Origin of the sequence: Marinomonas communis (genome assembly GCF_004363305.1) — a bacterium.
Classification (GTDB): domain Bacteria; phylum Pseudomonadota; class Gammaproteobacteria; order Pseudomonadales; family Marinomonadaceae; genus Marinomonas; species Marinomonas communis.
The window spans coordinates 1-20366 of sequence record NZ_SNZA01000003.1; the positions used below are offsets into that span (position 1 = coordinate 1).

Annotated in this window: 16 protein-coding genes and 1 rRNA gene; 7 read left to right on the forward strand and 10 right to left on the reverse strand. The window is 46.6% G+C overall.

The features are described 5' to 3' along the window. Positions 1-93: ribosomal RNA gene (gene rrf, locus C8D85_RS09090) — 5S ribosomal RNA — on the forward strand; the annotation flags it as partial. Between the two features lie 171 nt (positions 94-264). Here the strand turns inward: rrf and C8D85_RS09095 are convergent. Beyond that, on the reverse strand, positions 265-2700 hold the full coding sequence (locus C8D85_RS09095; protein ID WP_133561902.1) for a bifunctional acetate--CoA ligase family protein/GNAT family N-acetyltransferase: 2436 nt from the start codon (positions 2698-2700) through the stop codon (positions 265-267). 237 nt (positions 2701-2937) lie between these two features. On the opposite strand from C8D85_RS09095, the gene C8D85_RS09100 reads away from it, so the two are divergent. Both C8D85_RS09100 and C8D85_RS09105 read left to right on the forward strand, forming a co-directional pair. Next, on the forward strand, positions 2938-3861 hold the full coding sequence (locus C8D85_RS09100) for a histone deacetylase family protein (protein WP_133561904.1): 924 nt from the start codon (positions 2938-2940) through the stop codon (positions 3859-3861). Between the two features lie 120 nt (positions 3862-3981). Further along, positions 3982-4416, forward strand: coding sequence for a BLUF domain-containing protein (locus tag C8D85_RS09105; protein WP_133561906.1), 435 nt, complete (start codon positions 3982-3984; stop codon positions 4414-4416). Between the two features lie 28 nt (positions 4417-4444). Here C8D85_RS09105 and C8D85_RS09110 read toward each other — a convergent pair whose 3' ends face one another. From C8D85_RS09110 to C8D85_RS09150, 9 genes are all read right to left on the reverse strand, one after another. Next, complete coding sequence (locus C8D85_RS09110) at positions 4445-6583, reverse strand: TRAP transporter permease (RefSeq protein ID WP_133561908.1); 2139 nt, start codon at positions 6581-6583, stop codon at positions 4445-4447. A 126-nt stretch (positions 6584-6709) separates the two neighbouring features. Then, positions 6710-7738 carry a TAXI family TRAP transporter solute-binding subunit gene (locus tag C8D85_RS09115; protein ID WP_211342170.1) on the reverse strand — a complete coding sequence of 343 codons (1029 nt, stop codon included), beginning with the start codon at positions 7736-7738 and terminating at the stop codon, positions 6710-6712. A 349-nt stretch (positions 7739-8087) separates the two neighbouring features. Next, on the reverse strand, positions 8088-9452 hold the full coding sequence (locus tag C8D85_RS09120) for a sigma-54-dependent transcriptional regulator (protein WP_133561910.1): 1365 nt from the start codon (positions 9450-9452) through the stop codon (positions 8088-8090). 26 nt (positions 9453-9478) lie between these two features. Continuing rightward, positions 9479-11182, reverse strand: a complete 1704-nt coding sequence (locus tag C8D85_RS09125; protein WP_133561912.1) for a sensor histidine kinase — start codon at positions 11180-11182, stop codon at positions 9479-9481. Between the two features lie 111 nt (positions 11183-11293). Beyond that, entirely contained in the window at positions 11294-12418 is a 1125-nt protein-coding gene (locus C8D85_RS09130) for a sulfate/molybdate ABC transporter ATP-binding protein (RefSeq protein WP_133561914.1), read from the reverse strand. Between the two features lie 11 nt (positions 12419-12429). Next, positions 12430-13287: a sulfate ABC transporter permease subunit CysW gene (gene cysW, locus C8D85_RS09135; RefSeq protein ID WP_133561916.1), complete on the reverse strand. Its 858-nt coding sequence runs from the start codon at positions 13285-13287 to the stop codon at positions 12430-12432. Between the two features lie 15 nt (positions 13288-13302). After that, on the reverse strand, positions 13303-14160 hold the full coding sequence (gene cysT / locus C8D85_RS09140; protein ID WP_133561918.1) for a sulfate/thiosulfate ABC transporter permease CysT: 858 nt from the start codon (positions 14158-14160) through the stop codon (positions 13303-13305). 102 nt (positions 14161-14262) lie between these two features. Beyond that, positions 14263-15276 (reverse strand): thiosulfate ABC transporter substrate-binding protein CysP, encoded by a 1014-nt coding sequence (gene cysP / locus C8D85_RS09145; protein ID WP_133561920.1) that lies wholly within the window; start codon positions 15274-15276, stop codon positions 14263-14265. A gap of 333 nt (positions 15277-15609) precedes the next feature. Further along, positions 15610-16029, reverse strand: a complete 420-nt coding sequence (locus tag C8D85_RS09150; protein WP_133561922.1) for an SRPBCC domain-containing protein — start codon at positions 16027-16029, stop codon at positions 15610-15612. A 236-nt stretch (positions 16030-16265) separates the two neighbouring features. Here C8D85_RS09150 and C8D85_RS09155 point away from each other — a divergent pair, with 236 nt between their 5' ends. The 4 genes from C8D85_RS09155 to C8D85_RS09170 all read left to right on the forward strand — a co-directional run bounded on the left by C8D85_RS09155 (position 16266) and on the right by C8D85_RS09170 (position 20331). After that, the gene (locus C8D85_RS09155) at positions 16266-16451 is read left to right on the forward strand and encodes a Trp family transcriptional regulator (RefSeq protein WP_233402319.1); all 186 of its coding nucleotides are present in this window, start codon (positions 16266-16268) and stop codon (positions 16449-16451) included. Next, a complete protein-coding gene (locus C8D85_RS09160) occupies positions 16444-17829 on the forward strand; it encodes an anthranilate synthase component I family protein (RefSeq protein ID WP_133561926.1) in 1386 nt (461 codons plus the stop codon). The genes C8D85_RS09155 and C8D85_RS09160 overlap by 8 nt, the downstream gene beginning before the upstream one ends. Positions 17830-17840: 11 nt before the next feature. Then, positions 17841-18503 carry an anthranilate synthase component II gene (locus C8D85_RS09165; protein ID WP_133561928.1) on the forward strand — a complete coding sequence of 221 codons (663 nt, stop codon included), beginning with the start codon at positions 17841-17843 and terminating at the stop codon, positions 18501-18503. Between the two features lie 289 nt (positions 18504-18792). After that, positions 18793-20331 carry an alpha/beta hydrolase-fold protein gene (locus tag C8D85_RS09170; protein WP_162847563.1) on the forward strand — a complete coding sequence of 513 codons (1539 nt, stop codon included), beginning with the start codon at positions 18793-18795 and terminating at the stop codon, positions 20329-20331. Positions 20332-20366 lie beyond the last annotated feature (35 nt).

A 20366-nucleotide genomic window follows, 5' to 3' on the forward strand; every position in this document is an offset into this window, starting at 1 on the left:
AACCACCTGATCCCATCCCGAACTCAGAAGTGAAAAGCGCCATCGCCGATGGTAGTGTGGGAGATCCCATGTGAGAGTAGGTCGTCGTCAAGCTTTTAATTAAGAAGCCCTGATCGCTAACGCGGTCAGGGCTTTTTTGCGTTTGGCGAAAATGTCTCGCCTTGATCCCCCGATAGCAACCTTAGCTAAGGGATCATCCACTGATAGAATCGGGTCGTACGAGCTATCTCCTGATGGCGATAGCTAAGAGGCCTTAGAACAGACTTATTCCACTGATTTATTTGCTTTACTAGCAATGCCCAGCTTTTCTCTTACGCCTTCAATAAATTTCGGTGTTAAACGAACATAAGCTGTTACCAAACTAATATCATCAGGGTCACGCTTGATGGTAAAACCAATACGCCGGCAGAAGTCGATCATACGTTTGTTTTCCGCAAGCACTGTTCCTTTCATTTCTTTAATGCCTTTGAAGTTTGCGACTAACATTAACCGGCGCATTAACAGGGCAGCTAAGCCATGTCCTTGGTATTCGTCACCTATGACTACAGCGAATTCACAACTTTGATCATCAAAGTTATCACTGAAACGAGAAGCGCCCATCAGTACCTGTTCTCCATTTTTCTCTGTGACAGCAATTAGGGCCATTTCTCGGTCATAATCTATATGCGAGAGGCTTGCGACCATACGAGGTGTCAATTCGGAGATATTGGCAATGAAGCGGAAGTAACGACTTTCATGAGAAAGGTTTTTTACAAAGTCAGCCATGGCATTGGCGTCTCTAGGTAGGATCGGGCGTATGGTGATTTCTTGGCCGTCACGTAGGGTGACTTGTTTCACCCATTGTCTTGGATAGGGTTGAATCGCGAGGTGTTCATAGCGTCTTAGCTTGGCACTGCTTTTCAGGCGAGCCGTTACATCAGCAAAGATACTGCCGCTCTCATGTATTCGAACATCAGCCAGCTCTAAGTATTCGAATTCGGGTAGTTCGCAGATCATGGTCGAGAAGCCGCGGAGTAAGTCTTCTAACTCAAACGATTCCACACCAGGAAATGCTCGGTTAATCAGGTCTTTTGATAGGACAGTGTTGATTGGAGGTAGGGCAACCGCTTCAGTTTGGTGATGCCATTGGTTTGCCCCCTCAAGTGATAAGCCAATCGCTGGACCGAACACAGGGTCTCGAAATGCTCGTAAATGAATCGGTGCTTGCAGAAGAAAGTTTGTTTGACGACGTGTGATTAATCGGAAGTTAAAGAGATCAAATACTTCTTTAAGGTCTTCCGCTGTCGGTGTTTTATTCCCTGCTTTGATTAATTCTTTAAGTTTGGCTCGAGCGGCTGCCACATCAATATTGAAACGAAAGGCATGGCTATCTGGCATTTGCTTGGCAAGCATCTGGTTTCGATGGAATTGCACTAAGAACTGGAATCCTTCAATGGCGGCTTCTGGTGTTCTAAAGGTTGGAATCCCCGCTTCGTTTATGCGAGTACGCATGGCCACCATGTTGCCACCTCCGAGCATACAGACCATGACTAATTTCTTCTGTTTTTTGTGAAGCTGCAGAACTTGATCGTACAGGGATACCATATTAATGAGTGCTGTTGGGCTTAACATCAACAGTACCGCACCACACTCTTTGTCTGCTAAGGCGGCTTCAGCAAGATCGACAAACAGGTCTGCCTCACAGCTTGCCCAAGCAGTTGTCACACTGCCTACGCTGCCACGACCAGCCATAATCCCTTCGAGCTTATTTCTTAGCTCATCATTTGGTGTAAGTAGGTTTACATTGACTTCAGAAGCCCGTTGCGCGGCAAGCTCACCTGGTCCTGCACCATTACCAATAATCATCAAAGAGCCATCTTTCACACGACGGGCGTTGGTCATAACGGATGCCGCGGCAACCAAGTCATTTAAGCGACGACCTCTAACAGCACCTGTTCGGCTTAAAGCTGCGTCTAAGACTCTAGGGTCTGCACCTACATTATGCTCGGTGACAACTGCAACGGGCTTTGATCGACTGGCCGCGCGAAGACTACTTAAGAAGCGGGTAGTTGAGCCAATTTTTTGTAGGTACATCAGGATGGATTGGCTTTCGAAATCGTTCGAGAGGTAATCCAATACCTGTGAGGGCATTACATCAATTGGGCTACCCATACTAACGACTTGAGAAAAACCAATTCCTTGCCAAGTTGCCCAATCAACCAGAGCACTGGCCACTGTGCCCGATTGAGAAAGCAATGCTAGTCGACCAGGTATCGGTTGCGTTAAACCCAACCAAGCAGAAAAGCCTTGTTTAGGTCGGCACATGCCGAAGCTGTTTGGGCCGATCAGCCGAACATTGCACTGACGTGAGGCTTTCAAAATAGCTTCAGGATTTTCTTGTGATCCAGTGAAGACTAGCAATGCAGGAATAGAGTGCTCACCACAAAACTCTATAATCTTAGTCAGTGGACGTGGGTCTTCGCCGGCTAGAATGGCTAAATCTGGGGTCTTGCTGAGACTCGAGATAGATTGAATTCTCTCAAACGGCAGCACGCCAACGCTTTCATCGGGCTCTATACCGAGTAATGATGTCACACTACGACGCCCGCCATAAGACAATGCCCTGAGTACTGAATGCAGAATAGGGCTGTGTCGATCTTGGCCTGTGAAAACCACGATAGACTGTGGAGCAAGTAATGGCTGCAATGCGTGTTGTGACATGCAAAAATCTCCCTGAGTGGCCTGAAGCGAACATCTTGGCAAAGCCTTTGCTCTACGACAGAGAATGCAATGATGTTTAGCAGTCTAGACCAATGTCGGATAGGCTGCCTAATGCAAACTGTGGCTTGATATAAAGCAGTTCACGTATTATCGACTTATAGTAGCGTTAGATCGCGACTGGATGAATAACAATAATAGCAGCCCTTGATGTGGGTGTAGATTTTTACGGATACCGATATGAGTACAGCTTACCTAACTCACCCTCTTTGTGAAGAGCATAAGCTTGGGGATGATCACCCAGAGTCGCCACAGCGTCTTGAAGCCATCCAAAACCGCTTAATAGCGGGGCAGCTTATGGACTTCTTACGCTGGCGTGAAGCCAATGAGGTGACGATTGAACAACTCAATGCGACTCATGATCCTGATTATGTCGCCTCTATCTTTGCTAAATCTCCAGAAGAAGGTCACATCGAGCTTGATCAAGAAACCTTGATGATGCCAAATACTCTTGATGCGGCGTTGCGTGCATCGGGTGCTGTTGTGCAAGCGGTGGATATGATCATGAGTGGTGAAGTGCAAAATGCCTTTTGTGCTGTACGTCCGCCAGGCCATCATGCTGAATACGACAAAGCCATGGGATTTTGTCTATTTAACAACATTGCCGTAGGGGCGCGCCATGCACTGAACCACTATGGTATTGAGCGCATTGCTATTGTCGACTTTGATGTACACCACGGTAACGGTACGGAAGAGATCTTTAAAAATGATCCCAAAGTGCTGTATGCCTCAAGTTATCAACACCCACTTTTTCCGTATCCAGATCCAGGCGCTTCTCACGATAACATCGTTCATATGCCTCTTGAGAAAGGCTCTAAAGGTGAAGATTTTCGTGCTGCTTACGAAAGTGAACTATTCCCCGCTCTGGAAACTTTTAAACCGCAATTGCTCATGATTTCTGCTGGCTTTGATGCTTTGGCAGAGGACCCAATGGGACAGCTTCGCTTACGTGAAGATGATATTGTTTGGGTTACTGAGAAGCTGATGGAAGTGGCCGAGCGGTATTGTGATGGTCGTGTGATTTCGGTGCTAGAAGGTGGTTACAACACCGATGCATTGGGCCGAGCGGTCTTTAGCCATTTAAAAGCCATCATGAAGATCTAGTTTCACAATCTTACACATCCTAACTTTTAGAAACCGTTTCAGAACGGTTTTATGATTTTCTGCACTAACAAAACGACTTAATCTCATTATTCCACCAATAGCTAATATTCGGAGGGAGTGATGAGTTTTGTTCGTCTAATCTATGCAAGCCGAGCGACGGTCGAGTTTCAGCCATCGTCCATTCAGTCAATTCTGCAGGCAGCGCGCAAGAATAACAATCAGAACTATATTACTGGCTTATTGTGCTTTAACCAGCGAGGCTTTTTGCAATGTCTTGAAGGTAAGCGAGCTGAAGTCAACCGAACATTTCAGCGAATATTGAAAGATCCGCGTCACGAAAATGTAGAAATCATTAGCTTTCAATATTCAGAAAAGCGTGAATTTGAAAGTTGGAATATGGGTTATCTTCAGAACAACCAGATTATGCGTGATTTGTTGATGCGTCATACTGGCTCAGCAGAGTTTTTACCGCTAACCCTAATTCCTGAGGATGCTTTTGCGATTTTAAAAGATATCCGAGATATGATGGGAGAGATTGCAGCAGAGGAAGCTTAGGCGCGATATGCGCCTAAGCTTTTCTATTTTAAGCTGTTTGCAGTGAGGCTGCGCGTGTTTTGCGAGAGTAAATAAACAAACCAATAAACAGCACAAGGCCTGCGCTATCGATCAGAATGTTGTGGTGAGGCCATAGCATCAGAAGAGCTGCAACACCGGATAAAACACGCAGCGCAATGTTCAGCGGGCCTTCCAAATAGCCTTCCATAAAGCCTACAAACGCGTACAAACCAAACAGTGCGAATACGAAAATTCGTAGAACATCTGGCGTCTCGCCACCGATAAAGTTGGTATAAGCCAACAGAAGAGGAACGATGTATAGACCTTTTGCCAACTTCCACGCCATAAAGCCGGTTGCCATTGGTGGCGTCTTGGCAATGGCTGCTGCAGCAAATGCGGTCAAACACACTGGCGGTGTTACGTTTGAGTCCTGAGACAGCCAGAAGATAATCATATGTGCAGATAATAACGCAGCACTTAACACCGTTGGGTTCAACGCTTGTTCAAGCAATTGACCTTTGAAGTCACCTGGTACCTGAGCAATCAAAGCGGTTGCATCGGCTTGGCTCATTGGTGCTGATAGCAGGGCATATTTTTCAGGGTCGATCAGCATAAAGATGACTTTAGCTTCTTCAGGCAGATTACCTGCCATCACTAGATCGATCAGATGTGACTCAGCAATCAAGTTATACAGAGCTGGTGCAGAAAGTGTTGCTAGCACGATGTAGGCTGCCGTTACTGGAAGCCCCATACCCAAGATCAAAGATGCCAGCGCTACCAATGCCAGCATGATAAACAAGTTGCCATTGGACCACTCGGCAATCATCAACGAGAAGGTATTACCAATACCTGTCATCGCCACGACGTTCACGACAAGGCCAACGGCCACCAGTAGAATCGCAGTGGTCGCCATATTGCGAGAGCCTTGCGCGAGCGCATCAAGTATATCTCTTGGTTTCATTGGGTTCTTAGATAACCAAGACGAGACAATCACCGCAATAATTGAAATGCCGGCTGCGTAAGTCGGCGTGAAGCCATAAATAAGCAGAGCAACCAATACCGCGAGAGGTAACAAGAAATGCCAGCCTTCTTTAAAGACTTCACCAAAGCTGCGCGTATCCAATTCAATGGCATGAGCGTGGGAACGCATCGCTTCGACGCGTACGTAGAAACCTACCGACATGAAATACAGCAAAGCAGGTAAGGTTGATACAGCAATGATCTCCACGTATGGAATCTGCGTGTAAGAGGCCATGATAAAAGCCCCTGCGCCCATCACAGGAGGCATTAGCTGACCACCGGTTGAAGCGGCTGCTTCCACCCCCGCTGAGAACCGAGCGGGGAAGCCTGCTTTTCGCATCATCGGGATTGTGATCACGCCAGTTGATACTGTGTTGGCGACAGAGGAACCAGACACAGAACCCATCAGACCAGAACCTAGCACCGCGACAAAGCCTGGGCCACCGACAAAGCGACCAGCCGCGACGCGAGACAATTCGATGATGAAATCTCCGGCACCAGATTTCACCAAGAACGCACCGAATAGAATAAACATGAACACATAAGTCCATGAGATGCGGGCAATAGAGCCGAACATACCTTCTGAAGAAAAGTATGAGCGGAACATCACAGTCTCAAGGCTTAGGCCAGCGAAACCAAAGATGCCGTCAATGTATGGCCCCCACCAAAATACATAAGTCAGGGCGACGACGACCAATGAGGGAATGAACCAGCCCGTTGTTCGGCGAGTCAGTTCAAGTGCGATAGCAATCGCAATAAAAGACACTACCCAATCACTGGTAACAAAGTTTACCCCACGATCATAAAGTGCATCTTCAAATAGAATCAGATAAACAGTACAGGCAATGGCGACTAAACCGATGGCAATGTCGAACGTTAACGCTAATCGACGGCCGCCTGCCGTAGTGGCTTTGAAAGCAGGAACCATCAAAGCACAAATTAATGCAAAGCCACTAAAGTGAATGGCTGATACCCACAGTTCAGACAAGGTGCCTAATGTATTGAAGTAAATGTGTGCTAGGGCAAATAGAACCCCCGCCCAGTAAATCAGGCGGCCGGTGGGCGATGCTTCATCGCGCTGCTCAAGTTCTAAGCTTTTCAGCTTGTCCTGCATTTCTTGGTCTTGGCTAATCTGAGTCTCAGACATAGTGTGGCCTATAACATCATCATGATGCGCGTTACTGCACATCGATTAGTAGTGAAAACATAAGAGGTAAGAGAGTGGCAAGTGCCACCCTCTTATTGGCGTATTATGCCGATAGTGCTCTAAGACTTATTCTGCAATTAAGTGTGCAGGAATCGTTAGACCCGCTTCTTTATAGTAGCGTGCAGCACCTGGGTGAAGTGGTACTGGCAGGCCGTCAATGGCTTTTTGCAGAGACATCGCTTTTGTTGCTTTGTGAATACCATTCAGGAAAGGAAGGTTTTCGTAGATGGTTTTGGTTAGCTGGTAAACATCTTCCTCAGATAGATCGTCACGCACGGCTAAGAAGTTTGGTTGTGCGATGGTCTTAATAGCTTTGGTTTGGCCAGGGTAAGTGTTCGCAGGGATTTCAAAGCGTGTCCATAGCTGGAAGTTACCATTCGCTTGTTTGATTTGCTCATCGGTGAATTCCAAAATGGTAATGTCATCGCCTAGTGCTGCGTAAGCACGAGTGATCGCACTGGTTGGTACACCCGATGGAATGTTCATACCATCAATCGTACCGTTCTGTAGCGCGTCAGCTGACGCTGAGTAGCCCATGTAAGCCATGTCTAGGCTATCCGCTGGAACGTTCATGTTGCCAAGAATTGTTAGACCTGAACCTTCAGTACCAGAGTTTTTCGTACCGATAGAAAACTTTTCGCCCGCTAGGTTGTTCATGTCTGTAATCGAACCAGATTTAGCGTATTCAGCGCGAACTACGAATTGCTCAACGTTTTGCCAAAGCATAGAGATCGAACGAAGGTTCTTTTGCGCCCCTTCTTTTTCCATACGACCCGTACCGTCCCATGCCCAAGCACCGTATAAACCTTGAAGGATGGCTAGTTGTGCTTCGTTTTCACGTAACAATTTGATGTTTTCGCCAGAGCCAGCTGAGTTAATCGCCGAAATCGACATGCCTGTAGTTGGCTCTAATTTCACTTTGGTTAGAGTCGCCAAGGCAACGCCGACAGGGTAAAACGTACCACCAGTCGATGCAGTGGCTAGCACGTATGAACGGTCGTCAGCAGCTTGCGCCAAACCCGCTGTTCCTACGGTAGTACCCATCACCAGTGCGGCACTCATTGCTTTGATCAATGTACGTTTGGTCATCTTCATTGTTTGTTTCCTATCAGTATTGTTTTTATTTAAGAGGACTCTGAAAGAGCATCCTCGCTCTCAGATAACAGAGTATAGGCAAACATAGTGCCAAATGTATTAACAATTGGTAGCAAGCTGTTTTATAAGCATTTTTTAAGTTAAGTGTGGTTGTTTCTTAAAACCTGATAAGCAATTTCTTGCTCATGGGTGTATCGAAACGTAGGCAATAATTGGCTTATGAGTTGTGGTTTGAGGGTGGGATTACACGGAGAAAGATACATATAAGGAAGTATTTCGCAGAAAAATAAGAAGATAAGCAAATTATTGCCTATCTTCTTAATGGTACGTAACACTCTGAAAATATGAATTAATCTAAATAGTCTGAACGGTTTAAGCCGAACTTAGTCATTTTTTGGTTAAGGGTACGACGAGGTAAATCCAGTTCATCCATGACGGCCTTAATGTTGCCTTGGTGTCGCTCCAGTGCACGTTTAATAATATCTTCTTCAAAGGCGGCTACTTGAATCGCCAGCGGAAGCGGTTTGTGATCGACCTCTTCGAAAGCGATCAAACTTTGCTGTCCATTGATCAAATCCGCAAGGCTAACGCGATTGTCTAAGGCATATCGAATGGCGATATTTTTCAACTCTCGAACATTTCCAGGCCACTGGTGAGATCGCAGAATACGTTCATCTTGCGTACTGAGCTGGCGACTGGCTTTGTCTCGCTCGCTGGCGGCTTGGTTGACGTAATGCATAAACAGAAGTGGAATATCTTCTGGGCGTTCTCGCAAAGGCGGCAAGAAAATCTGCGAAACGTTCAGGCGATAGTACAAGTCCTGACGAAAGTTTTCGTCTTCTTTAAGGTCTGCTTTGGAGGCTGCAATCACGCGAATATTCACGGGGATACTTTGATTTGAGCCTAGGCGCTCAATTTGACCTTCTTGTAGTGCTCGAAGGATTTTGATCTGAAGGTGCGCGGGTGTGCTTTCAATTTCATCTAGGAAGAGGGTGCCGCCATCTGCGTGCTCAAATTTACCTATTCGACGTTTAGCCGCTCCTGTAAAGGCGCCGGCTTCGTGGCCAAATAGTTCACTTTCAATTAAATGTTCGGGAATGGCACCACAGTTGATTGGTACAAAACGCTTATCTTGACGCTCACTGAACTCATGTAAACACTGCGCGATGAGCTCCTTGCCACTGCCTGTTTCACCGTAAATGATGACGTTAGTGTCCATGTCTGCAACAGCAAGTAACTCGCGCTTCATGCGCTGAATCGCCGGGGAGATGCCGATGATTTTTGCGTCTAAGCCTGAGCGAGCTGCCAAATCTGTTTGCAGCCTTAAGTTTTCAATCATCAGGCTACGTTTTTCACAGGCACGAAGTAAGGTTTCTACTAGGCGCTCTGGTACAAATGGCTTTTCGATAAAGTCATAGGCACCATCGCGCATGGCTTGAATGGCCATATCGATATCTCCATGCCCAGTGATCAGAATAACGGGCAGATCAGGAATACGCTCATGGGCCACCTGCATCAACTCTAATCCGCTCATGCCTGGCATTTTGACATCCGTGAGCAAAATGCCACGAAACTCTTCGCTTAGAAAAGGCAACGCTTCTTCAGCATTGCTGGCGCTGATCACCTCTAAGCCTGCCATTTGCAGCCACTTTTCGGTGGCTTGGCGAATCATAACTTCATCGTCAACGAGTAAAACGGTGCCGCGTGTTTGCATGGGGGACTCTTCTATTATTGTTCTATCTATTGGCTATGTTGTGCACTGGGCAACAAGATGAGAAAGGTTGCGCCGCCGTGGACGTTGCGCTGGGCTTGGATACTGCCATTTAGGTCTCTAATGATGGCGGCAACAATAGCCAGCCCCAAGCCTAAGCCATTTCCCATCGATTTTGTGGTGTAAAAGGGCTCGAACAAGTGTTCTAACTGTTCATCGTTAAAGCCTGGACCATTATCTTCCACACTCAATTGGATCTTATCATCTGAGACGCACTCACTCTGAATTAGAATGCGTTTATCCGTTTGCTGATGCAAAGCATCACAGGCGTTATTAATCAAGTTTACCAAGACCTGTTCTAAACGCACATTATCACCGAGCACGTAATGAGAGTCAGAGACTCTGTCGCATTCTAACGTGACATTTTCTTCGGTCAATCGTGTTCTCAGTAGCGTAAATGATTGATTGATCGCTGTAACCAATTGAACCGGCTGAACATTCTCTGGCTTCTTATAGGCAAATGTTTTGAGCTGGGAGGTGATGATGGCCATGCGTTCGGTGAGATCGTCTAAAGTCGATAGATTCTCTTTTACCATAGCGGGATCACTTAGGAGTTGTTTACTGATGGCAATGTAGGTACGCATAGCTGTGAGCGGCTGATTTAACTCATGAGCAATCGCCGTCGACATGCGCCCAAGAGCTGCCATCTTACTGGTTTGAACCAACTCCTGCTGAGCATTGCGCAGGGCTTGTGTACGCTCCTCGACCTTTTGTTCCAGTGACTCATTTGCTTGGAGTAACGCTAAGCGGGTCTCCTGCTGGGAGAGGTGCTTAAGATGGCGTTCTCGTAAGAACAACAGCAGCACACCTAATATCCAAAGACCGGCCATGGTAATCGCAGCAACGAGATCGGCATAACGCTCATCCAGCCGAGCTGAGACCAAAGAGGTGAATGTCCAGCCCAAATCGTCAAGGCGCACTTGATGGCTCATATAGTGTTGCTGATTAAAGGTCCAAAGCTCTGCATGAGTGCCATTACCCAGTGTAATCGAGCGAATATCGGCAAGGTCTGATAGCGAATACTTGAGCCAGTCTTGTGGGCTGGCGATGAAAATACGCCCTTGGTCATCACTGATGGCGTACAACTCTTCCACCGGTGTATCTAAAATCAGATTTTCTAAATCAATACGAACGATGGCTGCACCAATGAAATCGGAGCGATCGTAAATCGGTGCGGATAAATAATAAAAAGCTTGTTGTTGGCTTTGATGTTCATAGAAACGTCCTTCTTCCCCTTTGGCTGCAAACTGGAACACTGGCAACTGGGCAAATTCATCGGGCCTTAAGGCTTGTTGGTCTCGCCAATTACTGTAGGCCACTGTATGCCCGTTTTTATCCACAATGAATAAGCCCGATGCCCCCGCAACTAGGCTAGTTTGTTCTAAATAGCGTGAGACTTTTGTGGCTTGAGCTGCATTGTTGGAGAGGGCGCTGTTTTGTAGAAGCTCGACCACATCTTCATTTTGCGTCAATAAAAATGGCAGGTAGTGGTAGCTGTTGAGAGCGCCTCGTACGCGATGAATTGACGCTAATAAACGGTCGGACACTTCCGCATGTAAGGCCTGATAACCAAGGTCTTTGGTAAGTTTGCCTGCTCCGATTCCCAATACAATCGAGACTAGGAACCAAGCAATGCCCAGCCAAACGATGCGTTTATTGGTTTTCAGAGTCATGTGTTTGTCCTAATGCATGAACCAGAGATCACACAGCATACAATAGAACGCAGGAAAGGTGCGTACCTTCTGATGCAGATGATAGGAGCATCAGAAGGTATACGGGGCGTATTATTTTACTTTTGCTGGGGTTGAAGCATTGTCCCAAGCGACTTGCTCTGGGGCTTGTTGACTGCCTTCACGGAAGAAGTAAGCGTTTTTAGGCTCAGCAAACACGATTTCACCACGTTTGACTGGGTTACGAGCGTAATCCGCATGACTTAAATCTGCTTCCCAAATTTGCTCAGATTGCCATTCATGGGGTTCAAGCTCCACACGCACTTCGGGACCAATTGGGTTCACTGCTACAACACGAAGCGGTAGGTTTGCGACAGCCGTTGCGTCTGTGTGCAGAGCAAGCTCGTGGGAGCGGATGTACAGCTGGCCATTGGTAAGTGGCACATCACTACTTGGGGCACTGATCCACGCTTGCTCGTTGTTTAAACGAGATTGCTCGAGCTTGCCGTCGAACACATTCACATTGCCCAAGAAATCAAACACAAAGCGGCTATTTGGCTGAGCATACAGCTGTGCAGGCTCATCCACTTGTTCAATGTGCCCGTTGCTCATCACCACAACGCGATCCGATAGCTCCAACGCTTCTTCTTGGTCGTGGGTGACGAAGACACTGGTGAAGCCGATTTCATCGTGCAAACTGCGTAACCAGCGGCGTAGTTCTTTACGTACTTTGGCATCCAGTGCGCCAAATGGCTCATCCAGTAACAGGACATCCGGTTTAGTCGCCAGTGCACGAGCCAAGGCAATACGTTGCTTTTGACCACCCGATAGCTGCGAAGGGTAACGGTTGGCAAGATGCCCCAGTTGTACCATTTCTAACAAATGCTTAACGCGCTGTTGTATCTCAGACTTATTAGGGCGCTGTTTCGCGTCCATAACCTCAAGACCAAACGCTACATTGTCCGCGACCGTCATATGGCGGAACAGAGCGTAGTTTTGGAATACAAAGCCCACATGACGATCACGCACGTGCAAGTTCGTGACATCACGCTCGCCAAATTGAATGCGCCCCGAGTCAGCCCCTTCAAGACCTGCAATGATACGAAGTAGGGTGGTTTTCCCCGAGCCCGATGGGCCTAACAGACCAATCATTTCACCTTCGTCGATGTTCAATGACAGCGGTGACAAAGCTTGGAATTGGCCGAATGTTTTGGAGATGTTTTCTAAGCGAATACTCATGTTGTCACCTATTAATGTGTCGATTCCGCTTTATGGGCACGCTCTTGGCGCCACTCAATAAAGGCTTTGAAAATCAAAGTGATCAAGGCGATCACCGCCAGCAAAGACGCGCTCGCAAACGCGGCCGTAGCTTGGTAATCCTCGTATAACAGTTGAATGTGCAGTGGCAGAGTGTTGGTCTCACCACGAATATTGCCGGACACCACCGATACGGCACCGAATTCACCCACTGCGCGGGCATTGGTCAGGATCACACCGTATAAAAGCGCCCATTTAATATTTGGTAGCGTTACGCGGCAGAATAGCTGCCAACCAGATGCCCCCAGAATCACCGCAGCTTCTTCGTCTTCACGGCCTTGCTGTTGCATCAATGGAATCAGCTCACGGGCGACAAACGGGCAGGTCACAAAGACGGTGACCATAACAATGCCGGGCCATGCGAACATCAGTTGTAGATCGTGCTCAAACAGCCACGCGCCGATCCAACCGTTGTTGCCGTACAGCAATAGATACAAAAGACCTGCGACCACAGGGGAGACTGCAAACGGGATGTCCATTAATGTCATTAAAAGTTTGCGTCCTGGGAATTCAAAGCGTGTCACCGACCAAGCCAGCAGCACACCAAACACCAAGTTAATTGGCACTGTTAGTAGCGCGACGAACAGCGTTAAGCCAATGGCGTGCAGCGTGTCTGGATCGCCAAGGCTATCCCAATAAACAGCTAAACCATCGACGAATGCCTGCTGAAAGATGCTTATTAAAGGCACCACCAAAAGCACTGCAGTCATTACCAAAGTTAAGCCAATCAGCGTGTATTTTACCGCAGGGCTGTCGCCCACACGTTGTTGATGACGTTGTCCAGATGCCATGTTGTTTCCTCCGAATTAACGTCCGTGCAAGCGTTTTAGGTAACGCGCTTGCCAAATGTTGATGGCGAACAAAAGTATCAGCGAAGCGATCAATACAACGGATGCGATGGCGCTGGCGGCTGGGAAGTCGAACTCTTGTAAACGCACAAAGATCATCAACGAGGTAATCTCACTGATGTAAGGCATATTACCTGCGACGAAAATGACCGCGCCAAACTCACCTAAGCTTCGGGTAAACGACAATGCCACACCTGTGACTAATGCGGGCCAAAGTGAAGGTAAAATAATGCGACGAAATACCGACCAATCCGATGCGCCAAGGGTAATGCCTGCTTCTTCTTCCTCTGGCGCCAGTTCTTCTAGTACTGGCTGCACGGTACGTACTACAAAGGGAATACTGGTAAAGGACATTGCCACCACAATTCCCAATGGTGTGTAAGCCACCTTGATGCCAAGCTCCGCCAGCAATTGGCCGTACCAACCGTTTTCAGCGTAAAGCGTAGCTAACGTGATGCCTGCCACGGCAGTTGGTAGGGCAAAAGGTAAGTCCACCAGTGCATCCAAGATGCGCTTACCGGGAAATTCGTAACGCACCAATACCCAAGCCAGCAACAAACCAAATAAGCCATTGAACACCGATGCAATCACCGCCGCCCAAATGGTGACCTTGTAACTGGCCACGACACGCTCATCGGTAATGACATACCAATATTCAGACCATCCCATATTGGAGGTTTGCATGACCAGACCGGTCATGGGTAATAGCAAAATTAAACTGATAAAAAACAGCGAGCTGCCAAGGCTTAACCCAAAGCCTGGTAACACTCGCTTATGGCGAGGCTTGGCGCTGGCAACACTTAACGTGGTGGACATGGTCATCGCTCCTTGGCGAAATCAGTCGAGTTATCCAAGTCTTAGAAACGCAAACGCCGGACGCATAGCGTCCGGCGAAAAAAAGCTAATAAAGTCAGTTAATTAGCGACGCTGAAGCTGATCTAACTGCTTACCGTTAGCGAAGATGTTTTGCATCGCTTGTGGCCAACCACCGGCGATTTCTTCAACTGTGAGCAATTTTACTTCAGGGAAGCGATCAGCAACTTCTGCTTTAACAACATCGTTGTGCACACGGTAGTTGAAGCTTGCCAGTAGGCGCTGAGATTCTTCGCTGTATAGGTAGCTTAGGTATTCAGTGGAAACGTCTAGAGTGCCATTTTTCTTAGCGTTACGCTCCACAACTGCGACTGGAAACTCCGCTAGGATCGATGTTTTTGGTACCACGACTTCATAATCATCAACACCGTATTGCTGACGGATATTGTTTACTTCAGATTCGAAGGTAATCAATACATCACCGATGCCACGTTCAACGAACGTCGTTGTTGCACCACGGCCACCTGTGTCGAATACCGCAACGTTGGCTAGAAAGGTTTTCAAGAAACCGTTTTGTGCCTCGGTGTTGTCTTTACCGAACTGATCTTGAGCATAGCCAAGTGCTGCAAGGAAAGTGTAGCGACCGTTGCCCGAGGTTTTTGGGTTCGGGAATACAAGACCTACGTCTTCCTTCGCTAGATCGCCCCAATCATGGATGTTTTTAGGGTTACCTTTACGTACTAGGAACGCTGTCGTTGAGTAGTATGGTGAGCTGTTGTTTGGCAGCTTTTGCTTCCAATCTTCTGCGACTAACTTGCCACGATCTGCCAAGATTTGAACATCTGTTACTTGGTTAAAGGTCACCACATCTGCAGGTAGACCTTGCAGGATAGAACGTGCTTGCTTCGACGAGCCTGCATGAGACTGTTTAATTTCAACCGTTTGTCCCGTCTTCTCTTCCCAATGCTTTTGGAACACCGGGTTGTAGCTTGCGAACAGCTCACGAGCGATATCGTAAGATGTGTTTAGGATAGTTTGGTCGGCTGCAGAGGCATTCACTGCAGAACCTAAAAGCAGCGCACCCGCGACTGACTTAATCTGTTTAATCTTAAATTTCATGGAGAATACCTTTCGTCAAATGCGAATCATTAATAATTAACCAATAGCTTATTTAAAAGATTTAGTTATTACAAGATCGAAAAATGGAAGATTTTGGAATATAGAAAGGTGTTTTTGTGTGCACTTGAGCGTACTTAGTGCTTAAAACTCGAGCAAACTTTGATTCAGCTCTGTGTAATGTGTATGAGCGGCCTATTCAGGTAAAGAATAGATATAGTGACTGGGCGGAAATAAGGAGATAGATATGACACCTCAAAAGCTCATTGCCCTCATCGCCATTAAGGTAGTGCTATTAACGCTAATCACTTTTGCCATTGTGCTCTGGGCGTAGCATCACGACAGGTATTGATTGGTTTCGACAACTTTCTTGAAGTAATTAAGGATGCTTTGCCAGCCTTCTTTTTCTGCTTCAGTCGAGTATTCAGAGCTGGTATCAAATGTCTCTGTTATGAGGACACCATCAGCAGTCTCAGAGAAAAAGATAGCGACTTGCCTTCCATCTGTTAGGGTGTATTCAATTCGTTGTAGTAGCTTGAGGCGGGTAAAGTGACCAGCGAAGTTAAACCCTTGAGCACCAGTCTTTGACTCCATGCGATAGTCAAAAAGTCCACCTTCATGTAAATCGATCTCTGCTTTAGGGCAGCACCAATCATCAGAGGCTGCATTCCATTGTTGAATCACAGCTGGAGTTGTCCACGCTTCCCATACGTTTTCAATCGGGGCATTAACAAGGGTTTCAACGGTTACTTGCATAGTCGGCATCCTTCCAATTAATTATGCATATATTTTTTATAGTTGAGAGCGCCTCTGCTGTCGAGCAACAGGTTGTGAGGATTGCGTAGGCAAAGTGAATTTATTTGACTGAAAACGGGATTACCTCTTGAACAGGTGTCTGTAAAATTATACTGTACTAGTACATTGATACATCAAGGTACGCCTTTGTGCAGAATTTGATTCATTACTTTTTAGACACCCCAGATGCTGAGGCGATGGCACAGAAGCTAAACGCTTTGCTAACGCCCAATGAAATCAGTGAAATGCAGCGCCGTTTGCAGATTTTTGCGTTGCTAGAAGAAGGTGTGTCCCAACGAGAAATTGCCAAACAGCTAGGTGTGGGGATTGCGACCGTAACCCGTGGTTCCCGCGCTCTAAAGGAATTAAAAGATCATGAGTAACCTTCCGCCACGCATTGAGCTGCCACGTAAGCCTAAATACGTGACCATCAGCTCGGACTGTGACTTTTTCGGCATGTTTAAGAAAGTCGAAAAGCAATTTGCCAACTGCTTTATGTTGGAATCCTTAGGTGAAGAGAGCTACATCTCGCGCCATTCCATCATTGGTTTTGACCCTGAGAAATTGCTGTGGGCGGAAGGCAATACCCTATTTATCCAAGAGCGTGATGGCGCGACTGAGTCTTACGAATCGGATAATCCATACTACCTGCTGCGCAGCATTGTACCGCAGAACATTATTTCCCGTGGCTATGCTGGTGGTCTAACCGGTTACATCGGCTACGATGCGATGAACTACTTTGAGCCAACGCTCAATCTACAGACCAGTGATATGTTCGACGGTTTCCGCTTTGGTTTATACAAAGACGGTTTGATCCTGGACAAAATGACCGGACAGGTTTTCTACTTCTATTATGACGAAGACCGTTCTGAGTTAGTACAAACCTTGCTTAAAGCACCTGTTCCAGAAAATGGCTCATTGGCCGTCACCCCAGCGGGCGAATCTATGAGTCGTGAAGAGCACGCGCAAGCGGTGGCGAAAGTGAAGCAGGACATCGTCGACGGTAAGATTTTCCAAACCGAAGTTGGCTTTAAAAAGTGGTTTGATCTGGATGGTGACACCATCGGCATCTATGAGCAGATGCGCGAAGTGAACCCATCGCCACAGATGTATTACATTAAATTTGGTGAACAAAAAGTGATTGGCGCGAGTCCTGAATTGCTGTTCCGTCTGCGCCAAGGTGAAATGGAAACCTTCCCGCTTGCAGGTACCGCAAAACGTGGTGCGGATGAAAAAGAAGACGTGGCGCTGGCCCGTGCTTTGTTAAACGATCCAAAAGAAATCGCTGAACACAATATGATCGTTGACCTGCACCGTAACGATATCGGTCGTGTGGCGCGCTTTGGTACCGTTAAAGTACGCTCTTTGATGGATATAAAACGCTTTAGTCACGTACAGCATATTTCCAGTGAGATCGTGGGGATTATCGCCGACGATCAGGATATGTTCTCTGCATTAGCGAGCAATTTCCCTGCGGGTACCTTGACTGGTGCACCTAAGATCGAAGCCATGAAGATCATCGATGATATGGAGGGTGACGGCCGTGGCCCTTACGGTGGTGCAGTGGGGCAGTTCTCTTTTAACGGTGACTGTAACTTTGCTATCCCGATTCGTACCGTGTTTGCGAAAGGCAACAAAGCCTACGTACAAACCTGTGGTGGTAACGTCTATGACTCCAATGCAGAAGGTGAGTACGAAGAGATTCAACGTAAATTTGCTGGCACCAAGCGCGTGCTAGATCAATTCGCACCAGCGCAGTAAGGGTTTAGCAGATGAAAGTATTAATTATTGATAACTACGACTCGTTTACTTACAACCTGTACCAGTACATCGGTGAGATTCTGATGGCGGCACTGAGCAAAGGTGAGCTAGAAAAGTTTGATGTCATTGTTAAGCGTAACAATGAAGTGAACTTGGCAGACATTGAAGCACTACAACCGGATCGCATTATCATTTCTCCAGGACCGGGTTCTCCAGACGATGAGGCCTACTTTGGTGTCTGTGCTGAGGTGATCCGTGAATTGGGTAAAACTATCCCATTAATGGGGGTTTGCTTAGGAATGCAGGGTATTTGTCATGTGTTTGGCGGTAAAGTGGTCAAAGCTCATGTACCGATGCACGGTAAAGTGAGCCCGATTACTCATAACTGTGAAGGTATCTTCCACGATATCCCTGATCAGCTAGAAATTATGCGCTACCACTCACTGATGGCAGAGCCTGAAAGTCTGCCTGAGTGCTTAGAAGTAACCTCCGTTGTGGGTGATTTGAAACTGGAAGACTTTGCCAATCATGCCGTGATTCACCAAGGCGGGGATTACGAAATTATGGGCGTGCGCCACAAGCAATTCCCGATTCAAGGTATTCAATTCCACCCAGAATCTTTCGCCACCGAAGGCGGCCGCGATCTGATTAAGAACTTCCTATTTCAGATGTAGCATAGCAGACACACTCCGAAGTCTAGGGTTTGGTTAATGGCACTATCTTCGACAGACACTCCTGTCGAAGATAGTCGTCTAGTGACTCTAACCAACTGTCATTTTATAAAGCATCATGCATCTTTTCTGCCCATCTAAAACCACAATAAATTTGATATAGCCAGAATCCGTATATGAAACATTATGCACGGATTTAAATAGAAATGAGAATTGATATCAGCTTTGCGTCGTAGCATGATAAGCCAAATACGATTCATTTGAATAGGGTTAGGTTTATAAGATGGGAAGAATGATTGCGACTTTTGCATTGATACTACATTCATGTGTAGGTATGGCTGCTGAGGTCATAAGGTCTGAGAGTGGCGAGTTTGATTTAACTGAGGGGCGCATTGCATCCATTGCTATACCTACGAGTGTTGCTGAGCGATACTGGCTGGCTGAATTATCGATCCCATCAGAGGTGATGGCTCGTGTTAGTTTGAAGCAACAAGGTCAAACGACATTACTGTCTCCATATGCCACTGGAAATACCAAACTTCGCTTTGTTACCTCGTCTGGCGATTCTGTTCTGATCATCGAATCGATTCAAAAGCACGGTAACACTCCTAAAATTGGGCAATGGTCATTTACGCCAATAGATCAGTTACCCTTTCCTACAGTCAAGGAAATCGGATTAGATCGTATAGTCAGCCCAATGCTAAAGCGCATAATCCTTGAGAGGGGGAGCGTTAAAAAGTCTCCTTTTGTTGAACGGCTACCCAGTCTTCCTGAGTCTGAGCGTTTACTAACCTTTATTTATCAAGGCGCTGAACATAATGTCAGACTGTTAGGTGGGCCAACAAACGATATTGTAGAGCTGGAAAGAATTGAGAATAGCAAAATATGGGCTAAAAGCTTTGTGGTTCCCGCGGACACATTACTAAGTTACCGATTAGCTCCTGATGTACCCACTCTAGAAGCGGATAAGCGCGAGAATCGAGTCGCTATTCTCAGTAAAGCGCAAGTTGACCCTCTCAATCCCTATATATGGCCATCTGAGGGCCATTCTTTACAGTACTCTGTAATTGACTTGGAGAACCAAGTAACTAAGCCTGCAAACAAATATGATCCTAAGCGCTTAAGCAAACATTGGTTTAGAAGTCAGACTTTTTCAAATACTCGAAGTGTTTCATTGTATGAACCTAAAGATAAGCAGGTATCTGTCTCTCCTAGTTTGCTCATCATGTTAGATGGCCAAGACTATGAAAAAAGAGTCTCTGTTCCTGCACGTATTGATCGGTTATACGATGAAGGAGAGATAGGGCCCACCTTTGTGATCATGATCAATAATCCTGATGCTCAGGCTCGCTCCTCAGAATTACCTGCTAATCCAAAGTTCGCTGATTTTATTGCCGATGAGGTGATACCTTGGGTTCAAGCAACTACAGGACATGCTTTTAAACCAAATGACGTCATCATTGCTGGCTCAAGTTACGGTGGGCTTGCTGCACTCTCGGTAAGTCTAGAGCGGCCAGATAAAGTGGGTCACGTGCTATCCATGTCTGGGTCATTTTGGTGGCGTGATAGTAAAGGAAATATGCGACAGCGATTGGATTCTGCTAATCAACTACCACTTTCCGTTTATTTAAGCGTTGGCCGATTTGAAACTGGCCGAGGTGATAGTCTGGGCATTTTTGAAACAAACTTCTCGATTTCTGAAGCGCTTCAAGAAAAAGGTGTTCCAAATAAGCTATCAATATTTTCCGCAGGACATGATTACTTTTTATGGGCTCATGCGTTAGAGGAAGGGCTTAGATATTTATCAAAAACAATAGACAAACAAAAATGATATGAATTAGCATTAGTAAATGATAATTATTTTCA

What these genes read in the sequence shown, in the direction of transcription:
- C8D85_RS09095 (WP_133561902.1), bottom strand. Translation starts at nt 2,700, where the DNA reads ATGTCACAACACGCATTGCAGCCATTACTTGCTCCACAGTCTATCGTG.
- C8D85_RS09100 (WP_133561904.1), top strand. Translation starts at nt 2,938, where the DNA reads ATGAGTACAGCTTACCTAACTCACCCTCTTTGTGAAGAGCATAAGCTT.
- C8D85_RS09105 (WP_133561906.1), top strand. Translation starts at nt 3,982, where the DNA reads ATGAGTTTTGTTCGTCTAATCTATGCAAGCCGAGCGACGGTCGAGTTT.
- C8D85_RS09110 (WP_133561908.1), bottom strand. Translation starts at nt 6,583, where the DNA reads ATGTCTGAGACTCAGATTAGCCAAGACCAAGAAATGCAGGACAAGCTG.
- C8D85_RS09115 (WP_211342170.1), bottom strand. Translation starts at nt 7,738, where the DNA reads ATGAAGATGACCAAACGTACATTGATCAAAGCAATGAGTGCCGCACTG.
- C8D85_RS09120 (WP_133561910.1), bottom strand. Translation starts at nt 9,452, where the DNA reads ATGCAAACACGCGGCACCGTTTTACTCGTTGACGATGAAGTTATGATT.
- C8D85_RS09125 (WP_133561912.1), bottom strand. Translation starts at nt 11,182, where the DNA reads ATGACTCTGAAAACCAATAAACGCATCGTTTGGCTGGGCATTGCTTGG.
- C8D85_RS09130 (WP_133561914.1), bottom strand. Translation starts at nt 12,418, where the DNA reads ATGAGTATTCGCTTAGAAAACATCTCCAAAACATTCGGCCAATTCCAA.
- cysW (WP_133561916.1), bottom strand. Translation starts at nt 13,287, where the DNA reads ATGGCATCTGGACAACGTCATCAACAACGTGTGGGCGACAGCCCTGCG.
- cysT (WP_133561918.1), bottom strand. Translation starts at nt 14,160, where the DNA reads ATGTCCACCACGTTAAGTGTTGCCAGCGCCAAGCCTCGCCATAAGCGA.
- cysP (WP_133561920.1), bottom strand. Translation starts at nt 15,276, where the DNA reads ATGAAATTTAAGATTAAACAGATTAAGTCAGTCGCGGGTGCGCTGCTT.
- C8D85_RS09150 (WP_133561922.1), bottom strand. Translation starts at nt 16,029, where the DNA reads ATGCAAGTAACCGTTGAAACCCTTGTTAATGCCCCGATTGAAAACGTA.
- C8D85_RS09155 (WP_233402319.1), top strand. Translation starts at nt 16,266, where the DNA reads ATGGCACAGAAGCTAAACGCTTTGCTAACGCCCAATGAAATCAGTGAA.
- C8D85_RS09160 (WP_133561926.1), top strand. Translation starts at nt 16,444, where the DNA reads ATGAGTAACCTTCCGCCACGCATTGAGCTGCCACGTAAGCCTAAATAC.
- C8D85_RS09165 (WP_133561928.1), top strand. Translation starts at nt 17,841, where the DNA reads ATGAAAGTATTAATTATTGATAACTACGACTCGTTTACTTACAACCTG.
- C8D85_RS09170 (WP_162847563.1), top strand. Translation starts at nt 18,793, where the DNA reads ATGATTGCGACTTTTGCATTGATACTACATTCATGTGTAGGTATGGCT.